The 17,610-nt window shown below is 58.6% G+C and carries 14 protein-coding genes; 12 read left to right on the top strand and 2 right to left on the bottom strand.

The genetic code is table 11. The annotated features are described in order from the left end of the window. The first annotated feature begins 46 nt into the window (after window positions 1–46). Window positions 47–562: a hypothetical protein gene (locus KORLAC_RS04130; RefSeq protein WP_068303523.1), complete on the top strand. Its 516-nt coding sequence runs from the start codon at window positions 47–49 to the stop codon at window positions 560–562. Continuing rightward, window positions 559–2,070: a nucleotide-binding protein gene (locus KORLAC_RS04125; RefSeq protein ID WP_068303522.1), complete on the top strand. Its 1,512-nt coding sequence runs from the start codon at window positions 559–561 to the stop codon at window positions 2,068–2,070. Before KORLAC_RS04130 ends, KORLAC_RS04125 begins: the two co-directional genes overlap by 4 nt. On the opposite strand, the gene KORLAC_RS04120 is transcribed toward KORLAC_RS04125, so the two are convergent. Beyond that, window positions 2,067–2,963: a LysR family transcriptional regulator gene (locus KORLAC_RS04120; RefSeq protein WP_068303521.1), complete on the bottom strand. Its 897-nt coding sequence runs from the start codon at window positions 2,961–2,963 to the stop codon at window positions 2,067–2,069. The two genes, KORLAC_RS04125 and KORLAC_RS04120, sit on opposite strands and share 4 nt — an antisense overlap. 180 nt (window positions 2,964–3,143) lie before the next feature. On the opposite strand from KORLAC_RS04120, the gene KORLAC_RS04115 reads away from it, so the two are divergent. From KORLAC_RS04115 to KORLAC_RS04090, 6 genes are all read left to right on the top strand, one after another. After that, window positions 3,144–4,649: a CoA-acylating methylmalonate-semialdehyde dehydrogenase gene (locus KORLAC_RS04115; RefSeq protein WP_068303518.1), complete on the top strand. Its 1,506-nt coding sequence runs from the start codon at window positions 3,144–3,146 to the stop codon at window positions 4,647–4,649. Between the two features lie 138 nt (window positions 4,650–4,787). After that, window positions 4,788–7,592 carry a M16 family metallopeptidase gene (locus tag KORLAC_RS04110; RefSeq protein WP_068303510.1) on the top strand — a complete coding sequence of 935 codons (2,805 nt, stop codon included), beginning with the start codon at window positions 4,788–4,790 and terminating at the stop codon, window positions 7,590–7,592. A 168-nt stretch (window positions 7,593–7,760) separates the two neighbouring features. After that, the gene (locus tag KORLAC_RS04105; protein WP_074519549.1) at window positions 7,761–8,900 is read left to right on the top strand and encodes an acyl-CoA dehydrogenase family protein; all 1,140 of its coding nucleotides are present in this window, start codon (window positions 7,761–7,763) and stop codon (window positions 8,898–8,900) included. 3 nt (window positions 8,901–8,903) lie between these two features. Further along, window positions 8,904–9,962: an enoyl-CoA hydratase/isomerase family protein gene (locus KORLAC_RS04100; RefSeq protein ID WP_068303508.1), complete on the top strand. Its 1,059-nt coding sequence runs from the start codon at window positions 8,904–8,906 to the stop codon at window positions 9,960–9,962. A gap of 12 nt (window positions 9,963–9,974) precedes the next feature. After that, entirely contained in the window at window positions 9,975–10,856 is an 882-nt protein-coding gene (mmsB, locus tag KORLAC_RS04095; RefSeq protein ID WP_068303506.1) for a 3-hydroxyisobutyrate dehydrogenase, read from the top strand. 29 nt (window positions 10,857–10,885) lie between these two features. Beyond that, complete coding sequence (locus KORLAC_RS04090; RefSeq protein WP_068303503.1) at window positions 10,886–11,176, top strand: DUF7683 domain-containing protein; 291 nt, start codon at window positions 10,886–10,888, stop codon at window positions 11,174–11,176. A 57-nt stretch (window positions 11,177–11,233) separates the two neighbouring features. Here KORLAC_RS04090 and KORLAC_RS04085 read toward each other — a convergent pair whose 3' ends face one another. Beyond that, entirely contained in the window at window positions 11,234–11,968 is a 735-nt protein-coding gene (locus KORLAC_RS04085) for a response regulator transcription factor (protein ID WP_068303500.1), read from the bottom strand. A gap of 318 nt (window positions 11,969–12,286) precedes the next feature. Between KORLAC_RS04085 and KORLAC_RS04080 the strand changes: the two genes are divergently transcribed. The 4 genes from KORLAC_RS04080 (at window position 12,287) to astB (ending at window position 17,535) form a co-directional block, all read left to right on the top strand. Further along, window positions 12,287–13,549: a hydrolase gene (locus KORLAC_RS04080; protein WP_068303497.1), complete on the top strand. Its 1,263-nt coding sequence runs from the start codon at window positions 12,287–12,289 to the stop codon at window positions 13,547–13,549. Between the two features lie 115 nt (window positions 13,550–13,664). After that, on the top strand, window positions 13,665–14,711 hold the full coding sequence (locus KORLAC_RS04075; protein ID WP_068303489.1) for an arginine N-succinyltransferase: 1,047 nt from the start codon (window positions 13,665–13,667) through the stop codon (window positions 14,709–14,711). Between the two features lie 11 nt (window positions 14,712–14,722). Continuing rightward, window positions 14,723–16,201, top strand: coding sequence for a succinylglutamate-semialdehyde dehydrogenase (astD, locus tag KORLAC_RS04070; protein WP_068303486.1), 1,479 nt, complete (start codon window positions 14,723–14,725; stop codon window positions 16,199–16,201). Continuing rightward, the gene (astB, locus tag KORLAC_RS04065) at window positions 16,201–17,535 is read left to right on the top strand and encodes an N-succinylarginine dihydrolase (RefSeq protein WP_068303483.1); all 1,335 of its coding nucleotides are present in this window, start codon (window positions 16,201–16,203) and stop codon (window positions 17,533–17,535) included. The genes astD and astB overlap by 1 nt, the downstream gene beginning before the upstream one ends. The last annotated feature ends 75 nt before the right edge of the window (window positions 17,536–17,610 follow it).

Genomic DNA, 17,610 nt, shown 5'->3' with positions numbered 1-17,610 from the left:
TGGACCGGTAGCGTCTGCTACGGTCTGTTTGCGCTGTGGGGGCTTGATGGCAGGCAACGATTCAAATCCACCAAATAATCAACCCTTGTTTCAGGCAGAAGGGGCAGGGATTGCCGTGCCCGCTGGGGGGGCCGATCCCAACCAAGATGGCTTCTGGAAGCATATCGCCACATTGATGGCGGAAATTATCCGAGATCCATATCTGTTTCTTGCCGGAGCCGTCGCGTTGATAGCGTTTGTCAGCATCACCGCAATATCGGTGTCGTTGGGTGACAATATCGAAGGCAACCATGTCGTGATGCTCTTCGTTTCCATTCTGGCCTTTGTTCTGATGATTGTGATGATGCATATGCGCGCTAGCGGCACAATTGCAGTGATGCGCAGTAAAACCGATGAGCATAGCGTCAATAATTTCGTGGCAGCGGCTGAAGAAGACCAGCGCCAACGCCTACGGCGCGCAAATGCTGTTCAGCAGGCGCAGGCGCCTGGCGGGGGTCAAGCCGACGCAGGCCATGTGGATCCAGACCAGGCGGGGGAAGGCCAAGAGGGGGGCGCTGCATGAGCGAAGAAGCCAATAGCCCGGGCCAGCAAAAGGACAACGCGCAGAAAGCACCGCTGATTGTTTCTGTGGCCAGCGGCAAGGGGGGCGTTGGGAAAACCCGGATATCGTTGGGGCTGGCTTGTGATTTCGCGAGAAGCTTCAAAACATTGATTGTTGACCTTGATTTTTTCAATCGGGGCATGACCGGTTTGTTGCCGAAAGGGCGACATGTCCGTTGGATTGATGGCCCTGCATTCATGGCCGAAGAAGGGGTACCCGAACAGTGGCAACTGGTTCAGGCACAGGAGGATGCCACCGAAGCAGAGAATATCTACTTCCTGCGATATCCCGATCTCACTGAAACGCAAACGATGGCTTTTGTGTCAAACTCCATTGCAACGTTGGAGGAAAGCCTCAGCAACATGTTTGGTACGTTGGCCAAGGAATTCGGCATTGAAGTGATTGTGCTTGATTGCCATGGCGGGCCTGACAATACGTCCTTTGCAGCCAACGGGCTCGCAGACTTCTCCATTCTGGTAACGGATACAGACAAGGCCTCGCTCCATGGCACTTTCAATTTTGTCCGGCAGTTGGAATATGTTGAAGGAAAGCCGCCGCAGCGCACGCACATTGTGTTCAACAGAATTCCTGAAGACAGTAACTTCAGGGTGCTGGAGACCATGCACGATAGATATTTCAGGCCGCGACTGGGTAACCAGTCTAAGCTGCTGGCAGCGTTTCCTGCTGACCGCCAGGTCGCGCGGGCATCCGATAAAGCCTCCCTGTTTCCGTTGCTTATCCCGAATTCCCTCTGGGCGCGGAAGATACGCACCCTGATCTTTGACCTGTTGGCGGGAACAGAGTTTGAGGATTACGCAGAGCGGTTAAACCTGCGCAACATTCCTATTGTGTCAGAGTTTCGCCGCCAGGCCATGTATAATGTGCCTTGGTTCCTTCAGCCGGAGCGGGTGCTGAAGCTGGCATCCATGTTTGCTGTTCTGATGATGTTCATGATACTTGGCATTCAGTTCGCTCAGCAAATCTGGCCAGATCAATCTCGTGAAACCCTGGCGATACTGGATGAGACACTAGTGTTCAGCACTATTTGGGGGGTGCCGCTTGGGCTGACCTCATGGCTGATTTCATCTTTGTGGATATCCGGTACGATCAACACCAAAGCAAAAATCACCAGTGCGTCGCGTCGAGGCAAATATCTTGTTGTTACCTACAACATGATAAAGATATTCATGATCTGGATTGTGCCTGCCATCGGGCTTGGTGTTTTCATACTGTTTCTTGACGAACTCTCGCAAAATGGGATGGATGAGTTCGCGTTTCTTTATGGTGTTACCTTTAGCGGTGTTCTGGCGCTTTCCTATGTCGGGTATCTTCTAAAAGGGCTCTATGAAATTTTAAGAACCCACCTCGAACGTTTCCCTGCCAGAGAGCGTGTGCTCACTTTAGTGGCTGTCTCAATCTATATGCTCTATGCAGTGATTGGCATCGGTATCATTACATCCATCGACTAGCGCGCCCCCAATAGGGTGCGTCTCTCGGATGCAATCAGCGTGGTCAAAAACGTGCAGACCCGGTCCATGTGCGCCTCGGGCCGGAGGTCGTCGTGCACCACCAGCCAGAGGTCCCGCAGCACCGAAATCTCGCTTGGCAGCACCGGCGTCAGGCCCTTGATGCGGTCAGCCAGATAGCAGGGCAGCAGCGCGATGCCAAGGCCCGCTTCGGCGGCGTTGGCCTGCCCGGTCACGCTTGTGGTACGGAAAATCACATTCGGGTCACTGATGGCCTTGTCCAGCATCTGCAGTTCAGGCAGGGGCAGCAGGTCATCCACATACCAGATGAAATGGTGGTGCTTCAGGTCCGGCAGGCTGACGATGGGCGGATGCTGCTGCAAATAACTGGGCGCTGCATAGAGGCGCAGGCGGTAAACCCCCGCCTTTTCGCTGACGATCCGGCCGTGGCTGGGGCGCGCCAGCGTGATGGCGGCATCGGCTTCGCGGCGGGATAGGTTCAGGGACCGGGTTTCGGCCACCAACTCGAGCGTGATGCCGGGATTACGTTGGCGGAAACCCATGCAGTGGCGCACCAGAAACTGGCTGCCGAAGGCTTCTGGGGTCGACAGCCGCACGGTGCCCTGCGGCCCACTGGCCACGGGGGCGACCTCATCCATCAGCGCAAGCGAGCTGGCCTCCATCTTTTCTGCATAAGCCATCAGGCGGCGGCCATCTGAATTCAGTTTGTAAGCGCGGTTCTCCCGGTCGAACAGCTCGACGCCCAGCTCTTTCTCAAGCGCGGCAATGCGCCTTGAGACCGTCGTGTGGTCCACGCCCAGCCTGAGCGCGGCAGCGGCCAGCTTGCCGCGGCGCGCCAGCTCCAGGAAGTAACGCATGTCGTTCCAGTCGAACATTTTGAAGCACCTTTATGTCTTGTGCATATTTGCACAAACTATAATGCAAAACTTCTCAGTGACGTGCAATATTGCATATTGTAGGGTGCGAGCGATTTTGGGGCGGAGTCGCGGCCCACGACCTATGAATGTCCGATTTCCCGGACGGCGGCCGCGTGTATCATTTTTGGAGACTTACGCATGTATGAGCGTCATCATTTTATTGGCGGCAAGGACGTAGAAGGCACGTCCGGCCGGTTTGGTCCAATTTTCAATCCTTCGACGGGTGAGCAGGCGGGCAAGGTTTCGCTGGCTGCCAAATCCCAGGTTGAGGATGCCATCGCCGCGGCGGACGCCGCCTTCCCGGCGTGGGCTGCCACGTCTGTTGTGAAGCGTGCCCGCGTGCTGCAGAACCTGGTGCACATCCTGTACCGCGAAAAAGATGCGCTGGCTGAAGCGCTTTCGTCTGAGCACGGCAAGGTTTTCTCTGACGCGCAGGGCGATGTGCAGCGTGGTCTTGAGGTTGCCGAGTTTGCGCAAGGTATCCCGCACCTGATCAAGGGCGAGTTCTCCGACAACGTCTCGACCGGCATTGACATGTACTCCATGCGCAAGCCTTTGGGCGTTGTTGCGGGCATCACGCCGTTCAACTTCCCGGCCATGATCCCACTGTGGATGAGCTGTGTGGCCATCGCGTGCGGCAACACCTATGTGCTGAAGCCATCTGAAAAAGACCCGACTGTGCCGCTGATGCTTGCGAAATGTTGGGCCGAAGCCGGCCTGCCGGACGGTGTGTTCAACGTGGTGAACGGCGACAAGGAAGCCGTGGACACCGTGTGCACCGACCCACGCGTGAAGGCCGTGTCCTTCGTGGGCTCTACGCCGATCGCACAGTATGTTTACGCAACCGCCACGGCGCACGGCAAACGCTGCCAGGCCATGGGTGGTGCGAAAAACCACATGCTGATCATGCCTGATGCTGATCTGGACCAAGTGGCTGATGCGCTGATCGGCGCGGCTTATGGTTCTGCGGGCGAGCGCTGCATGGCGATTTCCGTTGCGGTTCCTGTTGGCAAGCCAACGGCTGACAAGCTCGTTGAAATGCTGAAGCCACGCGTTGAAGCGCTGAAGATCGGCCACTCCATGGATATGGAAGCTGAAATGGGCCCGCTGGTGACAGCGGACCATCTGGCGAAAGTGCGGGGTTACCTGGACCTGGCAGAGCAGGAAGGCGCGACTGCTGTGGTCGACGGCCGGAACTTCGAATACAAGATGCAGGGCTTCGAGAACGGCTATTATCTTGGTGGTTCCCTGTTCGACAACGTCAAGCCTGAAATGCGCACCTACAAGGAAGAGATCTTCGGCCCAACACTGCAGATCATGCGCACGGAAAGCTTCGACGAGGCCGCAAACCTGCCGTCCATCCACGAATATGGTAACGGGACAAGCATCTACACCCGTGACGGCGATACGGCGCGCGAGTATGTGAATCGCGTTGAAGTGGGCATGGTTGGCGTGAACGTGCCGATCCCTGTGCCGCTGGCGTTCCACACGTTCGGCGGCTGGAAAAACTCCGCCTTCGGTGACATCAACCAGCACGGCATGGAAGGTGTTCGCTTCTACACCAAGACAAAGACAGTGACCTCCCGTTGGCCAACGGGCATTCGGTCTGGCGCGGAATTTGTAATTCCCACGCTGAACAGCTAAATTACAGGGGCCCGGAAGCAGAGCGTTTTCCGGGCCCGTCTGTTTTGGGGGTGGACGTTAAAAGTTCTAAGTAAATCAATACCTTCGAAGCAACGAGGGAGCGGGGCCAAGCCCCACCAATCACGAGAACGCGGGGAGATGATTCTCATGAAAATAAAATCACTGTTATTGGGCGCTGTGGCGCTTACGGCTCTTGCAGCCTGTCAGCCAGGGGGAGGAAACACGAATTCCGAGCCCATGGCAAAAGAAGTCGACACCAGTGTGGACCTGAAGGTCGACATTCCATTTGAAAAATTTGAACTCGATAACGGCTTGCGCGTTATCGTGCATGAAGACCGCAAGGCGCCGATTGTGGCTGTCAGCGTGTGGTATCATGTGGGCTCAAAGGACGAGCCTGAAGGCAAGACCGGTTTTGCCCACCTGTTTGAGCACCTGATGTTCAACGGGTCAGAAAACTATAACGACGAATTCTTCAAGCCGTTCAAGGCCGTTGGCGCAACCGCGATGAACGGCACCACCTGGTTTGACCGCACCAACTATTTCCAGAATGTGCCAACGCCGGCGCTTGATATGGCGCTGTGGATGGAATCCGACCGCATGGGCCATCTCTTGGGTGCTGTGGACCAGAAGAAGCTGGAGAACCAGATCGGCGTTGTGCAGAACGAAAAGCGCCAGGGCGACAACGCGCCTTATGGCCTCGTGGAATACCGCCAGCTTGAAGGCTTGTTCCCGGTTGGCCACCCATACCGCCATTCAACCATCGGGTCGATGGAAGACCTGTCAAACGCGTCGCTTGATGACGTGAAGGGCTGGTTCAAGGAATATTACGGCGCGGCCAACACTGTTATTGTCCTCGCGGGCGATATTGATGTCGAAACCGCCAAAGAGAAGATGAACAAATATTTCGGCGACATTGAAGCCGGCCCACCGCTGAAGCAGCACAAGGCATGGGTACCAACGCGCGAAAACAACACCATCGAAGAAATGGTTGACCAGAAGGCCCCACAGGTTCGCGTATACCGCAACTGGGCTGTGGCGCCGCGGACGGACCTGGACTTTGCCGAACTGGTGCTGGCAGCAGATGTGCTTGGCGGCGGCAAGAATTCCCGCCTCTATCAGGCGCTGATCTACCAGAATCAACTGGCGGTGAACGTGGATGTTAGCGCGCAGCCGTTTGAGCTTGCGTCCATGTTCGAAATCCAGGTGACCTTGAAGCCGGGCGTTGATGAGGCCGAAGTGCAGCGCCTGATCGACGCTGAAATGGATAAGTTTCTCGAGGAAGGGCCAACGGCGGAAGAGCTGAAGCGTGCGAAAACCAGCATTCTGGCCGGTCGTATCCGCGGACTTGAGCAGATCGGCGGTTTTGGCGGCAAGGCAACCGCTCTCGCGCGGTCTGAGCTGTATGCAGGCGACCCGGGCTTCTATGCTAAAATGCTTGATCACCTGAACAACGCAACCATGGAAGACGTTAAAGATTCTAGCCGGTGGTGGCTTGGTCAGGGCTATTACCAGCTGACGGTCCGTCCGTATCCGAAATACAAAACGGCTGAGAGCCAGGTTGACCGCTCAAAAGGCCTGCCGGAAGTTGGTGCGATGCCTGACCTGAAGTTCCCTGAAATTCAGGAAGCAACGCTGTCAAACGGCATGAAGGTTGTTGTTGCAAACCGCCCAACGGTGCCAATTGTCAACATGGCCATGCAGTTTGACGCAGGCTATGCGGCCGATGCAGGTCGCCCGCTTGGCACGGCAAGTTTCGCGCTGGCGATGCTGGACGAAGGCACGAAGACGCGCAATTCGCTTGAAGTGGCTGCTGAGCTTGAAAGCCTTGGCGCGACCCTTTCAACGGGTTCCAACCTGGATATGACGAATGTCAGCATGTCTATGCTCAAGGCGAACATTGAGCCATCGCTTGCGCTCGCTTCCGATCTGGTCCGCAACCCGGCCTTCCCGCAGGAAGAGATTGACCGTCTGAAGCCGCGCTGGATCCAGAGCATTGCCCAGGAAAAGGCACAGCCTGTGCAGCTGGCACTTCGTACGCTGCCGCCGCTTCTTTACGGCACTGGCCACAGCTATAGCGTTCCATACACCGGCTCTGGTACCGAAGCCGCCATTGAAGGCATGACACGGGACGATCTGGTGCAGTTCCACACGGACTGGATCAGGCCTGACAACGCGACAATCTTCATGGTGGGCGACATCACTCTTGAGGAAGCAACAGGCGCACTTGAAAAGGCATTCGGCACTTGGGAAGCTCCAGCGACCCCGGTTCCAGCCAAAAACGTTGCGCCAGTTGATCTGCCGACCGAAGGCCGCGTGATCATCATGGACAAGCCGGGTTCGCCACAGTCGCTCATTCTGGCGGGGCATCTTTTCCCAAGCACGGGCGATGAAGCCTACATGACCCAGGAAATGGCAAGTGACATCCTGGGCGGTGATTTCACCAGCCGTGTAAACATGAACCTGCGTGAGGACAAGGGCTGGGCCTATGGTGCCTATACCTTCACCACCGATGCCCGCGGGCAGCGCATGTGGCTTGTGTATGCGCCGGTTCAAACGGACAAGACGAAAGAGTCCCTGCAGGAGCTTGAAAAAGAGTTCGCAGCCTATCTGGGCGACAAGCCGGCAACGGCTGCAGAACTGGAAGTGTTTGTGGCAGACGCTGTGAACAGCCTGCCAGGTCAGTATGAAACCTCTGGTTCCGTGCTTGGCAGCCTGCTGTCGAACGATCGCTTCGGCCGCTCGAACGACTATGTCCCAAGCCTGACAGAGAAGTATCGGGCGCTGGACATCGATGCCATCAAGGCACAGGCGCAGGCCAACATTCACCCGGAGAAGCTGACCTGGCTGATCGTGGGTGACCGGGCTGAGATCGAAGCCGGCATCCGCGACCTGGGCCTTGGCAATGTCGAGGTGTGGGACGCAGACGGCAACAAGCTGGACTAAAGTCTGACGGAGTTTTCCGGGTGGCGCCACGGCGCTGCCCGGTGCCTTCACCCCGCTCCTTGGGCAAATTGGGGCATAGGGGCAGGCAATTCGAGTATCCCGATAGTCTCGGGCTGGCGTATGGGGCACCGGGCGTGCCTCCAATGAGATAAACCCAAGGGGGTAGTCTTGGACTTTTCACTTAATGAAGATCAACGCGCCATTCAGGATATGGCCCGTAATTTCACCGCTGACATGATCACGCCTGAAGCCCACAAGTGGGACGAAGACAAGGTGTGGCCGGCGGATGTCGCGAAGGCCGCTGGCGAGCTTGGCTTCGGCAGTATTTATGTATCCGAAGAAGGCGGGGGCTGTGGCCTCAGCCGGGTGGAAAGCGTGCTGATTTTCGAACAGCTCTCCATGGGCTGTCCGTCGACCGCCGCGATGATCTCCATCCACAATATGGCGACCTGGATGATCGACTGCTTCGGCAACGACGAGCAGCGCGCGCGCTTTGTGGGCGAGCTGTCGACACTCGAGAAGATGGCAAGCTACTGCCTCACCGAACCGGGCGCAGGGTCTGATGCCGCAAGCCTTAAAACCAAGGCTGTCAGGGACGGCGACGACTATGTGCTCAATGGTTCCAAGGCCTTCATTTCGGGCGGCGGCACCAGCGATGTTTACGTTGTGATGGCGCGCACGTCGGACGACGGCGCGAAGGGTATCAGCTGCTTCATTGTTGAGAAAGACACACCGGGCCTGTCGTTCGGCGCGCAGGAAAAGAAACTGGGCTGGCACAGCCAACCAACCGCCGCCGTGATGTTTGATGACTGCCGTATCCCGGCCGCGAACCTTGTGGGCAGCGAGGGCCAGGGCTTCAAGATTGCCATGCAGGGCCTTGATGGCGGTCGGTTGAACATCGGCGCCTGCTCCATCGGCGGCGCCCAGCGCGCGCTGGATGAAGCCATCACCTACACCAAGGACCGCAAGCAGTTCGGCAAATCCATCGCCGATTTTCAGGCCACCCAATTCAAGCTGGCGGACATGGCGACGGAACTGGAGGCCGCGCGGCTTCTGCTGTACGCCGCCGCCCAGAAGGTAACCAACAAAACACCGGACGCGGCGTCTGCGGCGGCCATGGCCAAACGCCTCGCGACCGACACGGGCTTTGATGTGGTCAATGCCTCGCTGCAGCTGCATGGCGGCTACGGCTATCTGCAGGATTACCCGATCGAACGCATCCTCCGCGACCTGCGCGTGCACCAGATTCTCGAGGGCACCAATGAGATCATGCGGGTGGTCATCTCCCGCTCGCTGTTGAAGGACTAGATCATGACTGACGCTGAAGTACTATTTGAACATCGCGGCAACATTGGCCTGATCACGCTCAATCGCCCGAAGGCGCTCAATAGCCTGACGCACAATATGGCGGTTGAAATCACCCGCCAGCTGAAGGAATGGGCGATCATGCCGTCCGTGCAGGCGGTGGTGGTTGTGGGCGCGGGCGACAAGGCTTTCTGCGCCGGCGGCGACGTGGTGAAGGTGACCCAGTCCTACAAGGACGGCACCACTGAGTGGCGCGATTTCTTCCACGACGAGTACCTCATGAACATCGCCATCGATGAATTCCCCAAGCCCTACGTGGCGCTGGTGGACGGCATCACCATGGGCGGCGGCGTTGGGGTCTCGATCCCCGGTGATTTCTGGGTCGCGACGGAAAAGACCCTGTTCGCCATGCCGGAAACCGGCCTTGGCCTGTTCCCGGACGTGGGCGGCGGCTGGTTCCTGCCGCGCCTGCCGGGCGAGACGGGCATGTATCTGGCGCTCACCGGCGCGCGGATCAAGGCGCCGGACCTCTATGCGCTCGGCATCGCCAGCCATGTGGTGATGAGCGATGACGTGGACGCGATCGTGCACGCGCTCTCGAAAGAAGAGATCAAGTGCGAGGACTGCGTGCAGGTGGTGTTGGACAAGTTCCACAAGGACCCGGACCCCGCCCCGATGGCCGAAGTGTTCGACGATATCGACGGCGCTTTCGCTGGCGTTCGGGTTGACGAGATTTTGCACGAGCTGGAGCTCAATGAAAGCGACTGGGCGCAGAAGCAGTTCAAGATTCTGATGACCAAGTCACCCACCAGCCTGAAGCTGACCTTCGCGCAGCTCCGCCGCGGTGAGGTGCTGGAGACATTCCGCGACAATATGCGCATGGAATACCGTATGGTGAACCGGGTGATGGAAGGCAATGACTTTGCCGAAGGCGTCCGCGCCATCCTTCTCGATAAGGACAATAACCCGCAGTGGAACCCGAACACGCTCGACCGCGTGTCGGACGAAGAGATTGACCGTCATTTCTCAAGCCTTGGTGAGCTTGAGCTGAAAATTGCCGAGTAAGAGGGGACTATCATGACAACTGTTGCATTCATTGGCCTGGGGAACATGGGCCTGCCGATGGCGAAAAACCTGGTTTCCGGCGGCATGACCGTTCGCGGCTTTGACCTGTCGGCTGATGCCAAGGCGGGCCTTCAGGAAGCCGGTGGGCAGGCGTTCGACAGCGTCCATGACGCGGTCGAGGGCGCGGATGTGGTGATCACCATGCTGCCAAACGCCAAGATCGTTGAAGCCGTGTATGCGGACGTGACCAAGGCGGCCAAGGACGGCGCGCTGTTTATCGACAGTTCGACCATTGATGTGGCAACCGCCCGCAAGGTGGCAGACCGCGCCCATCACGCAGGGTTTGAAATGGTTGACGCGCCGGTCTCCGGCGGTGTTGGGGGCGCTGCCGCAGGCACACTTGCCTTTATGGTGGGCGGTTCAGCCGAGGCGTTTGAGCGTGCCAAGCCGGTCTTGGAGCCCATGGCGGGCAAGATCGTTCATTGCGGCCAAGCGGGCAACGGCCAGGCGGCCAAGGCCTGCAACAACATGCTGCTGGCCATCTCCATGATTGGTGTCTCCGAAGCCTTCAACCTGGGCCGCGCGCTGGGGCTGGATGACCAGACCTTCTTCGATGTGGCCTCGAACGCTTCCGGCCAGTGCTGGTCCCTGACAAGCTACTGCCCCGCACCAGGCCCTGTGCCGACAGCCCCTTCGAACAACGACTATAACCCTGGCTTTGCCACAGCGCTGATGCTCAAGGACCTGGGCATCGCCATGGACGCCGCGGGCGACACCGGCGCCAGCACGCCCCTTGGCGCGCTTTCTCGCGAAATCTATAAAGCGATGGACGAAGCCGGCCATGGCGGCAAGGATTTCTCCGCCGTGATCAAGCATCTTGCGGGTAAGCTGTAATCTATCGAGTGTTTTTCCTATGATATCATATGGTTACTGACATCATGATTGATAAGGTCGGAGAGTTTCACGTTAGGCGCTATATCACCTGCTTTGAGAAGGAGGTGGATGAGCTGAAATGCGAAATTGACTTGCTGAAGGATGACATGAAGGAACTTCGGGAGATATTCAATCAAGTAGACGATGAGTGCCTGTTTGATTGCTTTGAAGTTACCCCAATCTTTGCTGAGGCACTTTATGACAGAGGCTGGATTGGCGACAAATTAGACCTCACCAAATATCAGTGCTTTTTGGAATGCGAAAGACACGAAGCTCCATAAAAAAAGGCCCGGGCAAATTTGCTCGGGCCTTTTTCTTTGGCAGCTTAGGGTTCTTTATCAGCTTGCGGCCGCATAGGCCCAGCTGGGGGAGTTTTGGGACGCTCCGGTCGGCTGTGCAGGCGCCCGGCCCACGGCACCGTACCGGATCACAGCTTGTGTGCGGTTCGAGACACCCAAAACCTTGAAGATGGCATGCATGTGCGCCTTCACGGTGCCTTCGGCGATATCAAGCCGTGCGGCGATTTCCTTGTTCGGCAGGCCATCGGCGGCCATAGCGAGAATTTGTTTCTGACGGTAGGACAGGCGGCCCAAATCCACCGAGTCCGCAACCGTTGGGCGGCCTGCATGGCTTGCTTGTGGGCGGTCCATGCCGCCTTCAAGGGCTGCGCGCACATTCGGGGCTGCAGGGCGGCTCGCAACCGCGCCAAAGCCGTCCAGCGGCAGTTTGAGCGCCCGGCGGATGGCGGTGACCATCTCGGCCACGCTTGCGCCGCGTTCAACCGCCACAGCACCCGCGCAATCGGTCGTGCGCTGGCCGTCACGGTCCATGATCGTTACCACAGCGGCGTCAGGATAAAGGCGGCGCACCAGCTTCATGCAGTCGCGGCCTTCACCCCCCAGCGAACCGGGGTGGGCAATAATCAGGGCAATATCATCGTGATTGGCGGTTTTCGCCAGAAATTCATGTTCGCTGGCGGCTTCAACAATTTCCTGGAAATTGCTGGATACCAAAATCACTTCTTTAAGGGAAAGACGGAGCAGTTCCTCTCCATCAACTATCAGAGCTTTCATAACACATCCTCGCTTTTTTTCTTGTCCCACGCCCTTTGCGGTTCTTTAAGGACAAGTGAAATATAAGTGAACCTCATATCTCTCATGTTTTTTTGTACTTTTACTTTACGCAAAAAGTAATGGAACTTTGGCATGATGCGATGAATTGAGCGCGGGATGCGATGAGCCGAACCGCCATTTCTGCGGTTTAGGCAAGCTGGGACCGTATAATCTAGGATAGTGGGGATTTGCCCCTCTCGGTCCCTTGACGATCACCGGGCTTTGACCGTACCCATGAAGGATACCAAAGCCTCAAAATCGCACCAAAACGGAGCCTGTATGACCAGCCTGCTGAAGAATCTGCCGTCTTATGATGAAGCCAGGGCCGCCCTGGACCGCATCGACGCGCGCCAGCAAGACATGGTCGACACCGTTATCAAATGGTCGCGCGTTAACAGTGGCAGCGGCAATCCTGAAGGGCTGGACGCCATGGAAGCGCTGATCCTGGAAGCTTTCGCGCCGCTGGGTGCGGAGGTGGAGCTGATCGACCTCAAGGACGGTGAAGCGGTGAACGCCAAGGGCGAAGTGGTCACCGTGAAAAACGGTCGCACCATCCGCCTCTTCAAGCGCCCGCAGGCCAACCGCAAGGTGCTGATGACTGGCCACACGGATACGGTCTTCGCCAAGGACCACCCGTTCCAGGAACCTGTGTGGCTGGACGATAACACGCTCAACGGTCCCGGTGTGGCGGACATGAAGGGCGGCATTATCGTGATTTTGAACGCTCTGAAGGCGTTCGAGGAAACGCCGCTGGCGGAAAGCGTCGGTTGGGAAATCCTGCTGTCGCCGGACGAAGAGACCGGCTCGCTCGCGTCAGCCCCCATCCTCGCTGAACGTGCCAAAACCGCGGATATCGGCCTGACCTATGAGCCCGCGCTGGCGGACGGCACGCTGGCAGGTGCGCGTAAAGGCAGCGGCAACTTCACCATGGTGGTGCGCGGCAAGGCAGCGCACGCGGGCCGTGAATTTCACGTGGGGCGCAACGCCGTGGTGCATCTGTCGAAGATCATCGCGGACCTTTCCGCACTCACGGACGGTCGCCCGGAACTGACGGTAAACCCGGCCGTGATCAGCGGCGGAGTGGCGCCAAATGTGGTGCCGGACATGGCCTGGTGCCGCTTCAATGTGCGCCTGAAGGAACCCGAGGACGCCAAGTGGTTCGAGGCCGAAGTGAACACGATTGTCGCGCGCTACGCTGCTGAGGATGGCTATGACGTGTCGTTGCACGGCGGCATCAACCGCCCGCCCAAGGCGCTCTCTGACGCCAACTTGAAGCTGATGGATGCCATCAAGGCCTGCGGCGTGGATTTGGGTATCAAGATCGATTATGTGCCCACCGGCGGCTGCTGTGAGGGCAACAACCTGGCGGCTGCGGGCCTGCCGAATGTGGATACACTGGGTGTGCGCGGCGCGAACATCCACAGCGCGGACGAATTTGTTTGCGTGGACAGTTTCGCGGAAAGGGCTAAACTTTCCGCTCTGATTCTTCTGGCTTTTGCGAGCGGCCAGCTCGACGATGTGGTGAAAGCCAAGACTGCATGATGCGCACAGAAGGGGATTTTGCGCGTCACTGAGGTTTGGAAGACAAGGCCAAAAGGCCGCTTAGGCAACCGGGGCCCTGAAATGCTGCCCGGACACTAATTGAGGGATATGGCACATGTATGTGGTGCGACCAGCACGATTGAAAGATCTTGATGGCCTGCAGGCGCTCGCCAAAAAAACAGGCACGGGTCTGACGACCTTGCCTGTCGATAAAAAGGCGCTTGAGGCAAAAATCAGGGAATCCATGGAGGCCTTCTCAAACACGCCAGACATGAACAAGAAAGCCAGCTATCTCCTGGTGATGGAAGACCCGAAAGAGGGCAAGATTGTTGGCACAAGTGCCCTGATCGTGGGTGTGGGCCTCGACAAGCCTTTCTATAGTTACCGCATCCTGCATCAGACGCAGGTGAGCCACGAGCCGGAAATGCGCGTGGATACGGAACTGTTGCAGCTGTCGAACGATTTTGTTGGCGCCACCGAAGTGGCAACCCTGTTCCTGGATGAAGACTATCGCCGTGATAACCTCGGCAAGCTGATGTCCAAGGCGCGCTATCTTCTTATGGCAGCACACCCGGACCGTTTCTCCGACCAGGTGATTTCCGAGATCCGCGGCTGGGTGGATGAAGACGGCAACTCGCCCTTCTGGGAAGCTCTGGGCCGCCATTTCTTCGGCATGGATTTCAAGACCGCAGACCGCATCAACGGCATGGGCAACAGCCAGTTCATTTCTGACCTGATGCCCAAGTTCCCGATTTATACGGCACTGCTGCCGGAAGAAGCCAAGGCCGTGATTGGCAAACCGCACGACAGCGCGCGCCCGGCGATCAAACTTCTTAAGAAAGAAGGTTTCCGCTTCTCCCGTTCGGTCGACATCTTTGATGGCGGCCCCGCGCTTGAAGTGCACAAACGCGGCATCTGGACCTGCCGTAAAAGCGTGGCGGGTGAGCTCGGCGGCACGGTTGAAGGCGGCGGGCATGACCCGCTTCATATGGCCTGCAACCCGTCGCTTGACGATTTCCGCGTGGTGTTGACCAATGTGGTTCAAGGCACCAGCGGCATCTGGGTGCCGGAGGAAGCGGCAAGCGCGTTGAACCTGAAGGCGGGGGATCCGATCCTTTACGCACCCATCGGCCGCCGTGTACCGGCGCAGCTGGCAGAGTAAGGAGTTCAAACATGACACACTTTATCGACGGCGCCTGGACAGAGGGCGCTGGTGAAGAATTTCGTTCGGTAAACCCCGCTGACGGCGCGGTGATCTGGACAGGGCGCGCGGCAACGTCAGAGCAGGTTGACGCCGCTGTGGCCGCCGCCGCACGCATGGCAGATGGCTGGGCGATGACCCCGTTCGAGGACCGCGTTGCCATCGCCCGCCGCTATGCTGAAATTCTGGGCGAGCGCAAAGCCGAGATGGCAGAGCTGGTCGCCAAGGACGCCGGCAAGACGTTGTGGGACGCCACCGGCGAAGCCACGGCCATGGCCAACAAGATTGAGATCAGCCTGAAGGCTTACGACGAGCGCACGGGCTTCAAGGAAGCCCTGAACGGCGCGATCCGCTCCAAGCTCGCGCACCGGCCGCACGGTGTGATGGCCGTCTTTGGGCCCTATAATTTCCCCGGTCATCTGCCGAACGGTCATATCGTACCGGCGTTGATCGCGGGCAACACAATCGTGTTCAAACCCAGCGAGCTAACGCCTGCCGTGGCGGAACTGATGGTGAAATGCTGGGATGATGCCGGGCTGCCGAAGGGTGTCCTGAATCTGGTGCAGGGCGCGCGCGACACGGGCGCTGCGCTGATCGCCAACAAACAAATCGATGGCCTCCTGTTCACGGGCAGTGCCCGCACCGGGCAAATCATCGCCCGCGAACTGGTGGACCGCCCCAATGTGATTCAGGCGCTGGAGCTTGGCGGCAACAACCCGCTGATCGTCCATGAAGTGGAGGATCACGCCGCTGCCGCCGTGATGACGGTACAGAGCGCCTTTATCAGCTCGGGCCAGCGCTGCACCTGCGCGCGCCGCCTGATCGTGCCGGTGGGCGCTGAAGGCGACGCCTTTATCGATACGCTGACCCGCGCCATCGACGGCATCACCGTTGGCGCCTGGAACGACGACCCGCAGCCCTATATGGGCCCGGTGGTGAGCGGCCATGCCGCCGACAATGTTCTGAAGGCGCAGGAAGCCCTTGAAGCCGCTGGCGGCAAGGTCATCCGCCGTGTGGAACGCCTGGACCGCGGCGCCGCATACCTCGCGCCGGGCCTGATGGATGTGACAGATGTTGCTGACCGGCCAGACGAAGAAGTCTTCGGCCCTTTCCTGCAGCTCATTCGCGTGCCGGACTTCGAGGCCGCGATCCGTGAGGCCAACAACACCCGCTTCGGGCTGGCGTCCGGGTTGATTTCGGACAACCGGGCCAACTATGACGCCTTCTATCCGCGGGCCAAGGCTGGCATTGTGAACTGGAACCAGCAGCTGACGGGCGCCGCTTCCACGGCACCGTTCGGCGGCATCGGCCTGTCAGGCAACCATCGGCCAAGTGCCTATTATGCCGCGGACTATTGCTCCTACGGCGTGGCCACGATGGAGCAGGCTGAAGGCAAGGTAGCCGTAGGCGCGCTGCCTACCGGCCTCAATTTCAGTGAAGGAGAAGGCTGATGGCTTGGCGTGAAGTAAATTTTGACGGCATCGTTGGCCCAACCCACAATTATGCCGGCCTTTCCTACGGCAACGTGGCATCGGCGAAGCACAAGGGCATGGCGGCGAACCCGCGCGAAGGCGTGTTGCAGGGGCTTGAAAAAGCCAACCACCTGCGCAGTTTGGGCATGACACAGGGCGTTCTGCCGCCCCACGACCGCCCGCACCTGAAAACCCTTCGCGACCACGGTTTCACCGGCACGGACGCCGAGATGGTTGCCGCGGCCTGGAAAGCAAGCCCGGCGCTGATGGCCAATGTGTGCTCTTCGGCCACCATGTGGACAGCGAACGCGGCCACCATCAGCCCGGCGCCAGACACCGCCGACGGCAAGACCCACTTTACCCCCGCGAACCTTGCGGCCATGTACCACCGGTCGATCGAAGCACGGGTGACGGCGCGTATCCTCAAGGTGATGTTCCCGGAAGGCGAGCGGTTCGCGCACCATGAACCGCTGGTGGGCGGCACCCATATGGGCGATGAGGGCGCGGCCAACCACAGCCGTTTCTGCGCTGATTATGGCGAGGCGGGCGTGGCGCTTTATGTTTACGGTAGGGGCGCCTTCGAGAATGCCGCAGACCTGACATACCCGGGCCGCCAGACCGAAGAAGCCAGCCGGGCCATCGCCCGCATGCATGCGACAAAAGCCGATAAGACCTTGTTTGTGCGGCAGAATCCGGCAGCGATCAACGCCGGCGCCTTCCATAATGACGTGGTGGCGGTGTCGAACAAGAATGTGCATTTCTATCACGAACAGGCGTTCGAGGACCCGGATCAGCTGGACCGCGACATCCAGGCGGCGATGGGCGACGTGGAAATGCAGTTCGTGCGCGTACCCGCAAGCGCGGTGCCGATTGGCGACGCGGTGAAAAGCTACCTGTTCAACAGCCAGCTGATTTCTGCGCCATCCCGAGACGGTATGACACTCATCCTACCGACCGAAGTTGAAGAGACGCCATCCACAAAAGCGTATGTGGATCAGCTGGTTAGATCCGGCGGGCCGATCCGCCACGCGGACTATCTGGACGTGCGCCAGAGCATGCGCAACGGCGGCGGGCCGGCGTGCCTGCGCCTGCGTGTTGCCATGTCAGACGACGATATTTCGGCCATGGGATCAAACAGCATTCTGGACGATAAGCTGTTGGAAACACTGAAGGTTTGGGCGAACAAGCATTACCGGGACCGGGTTGCGCTTGAGGATCTGGCTGATCCGCAGCTGATGGAGGAAAGCTTCAAAGCAATGGATGAGCTGACGCAAATCCTGAAGCTCGGCAGCGTGTACGACTTCCAGCGCTGAGGGCGCCCGGGTAGGGCACAGAGCACCCAAAAGGGCACACGACGGGCACACAGGTAGTGCCCGTTTTTCATTCGG

The organism is Kordiimonas lacus (assembly GCF_001550055.1).
Classification (GTDB): Bacteria; Pseudomonadota; Alphaproteobacteria; order Sphingomonadales; family Kordiimonadaceae; genus Kordiimonas; species Kordiimonas lacus.
The sequence above is the reverse complement of the archived record's forward strand: the minus strand, read 5'-3'. Positions and strand labels throughout refer to the sequence as shown.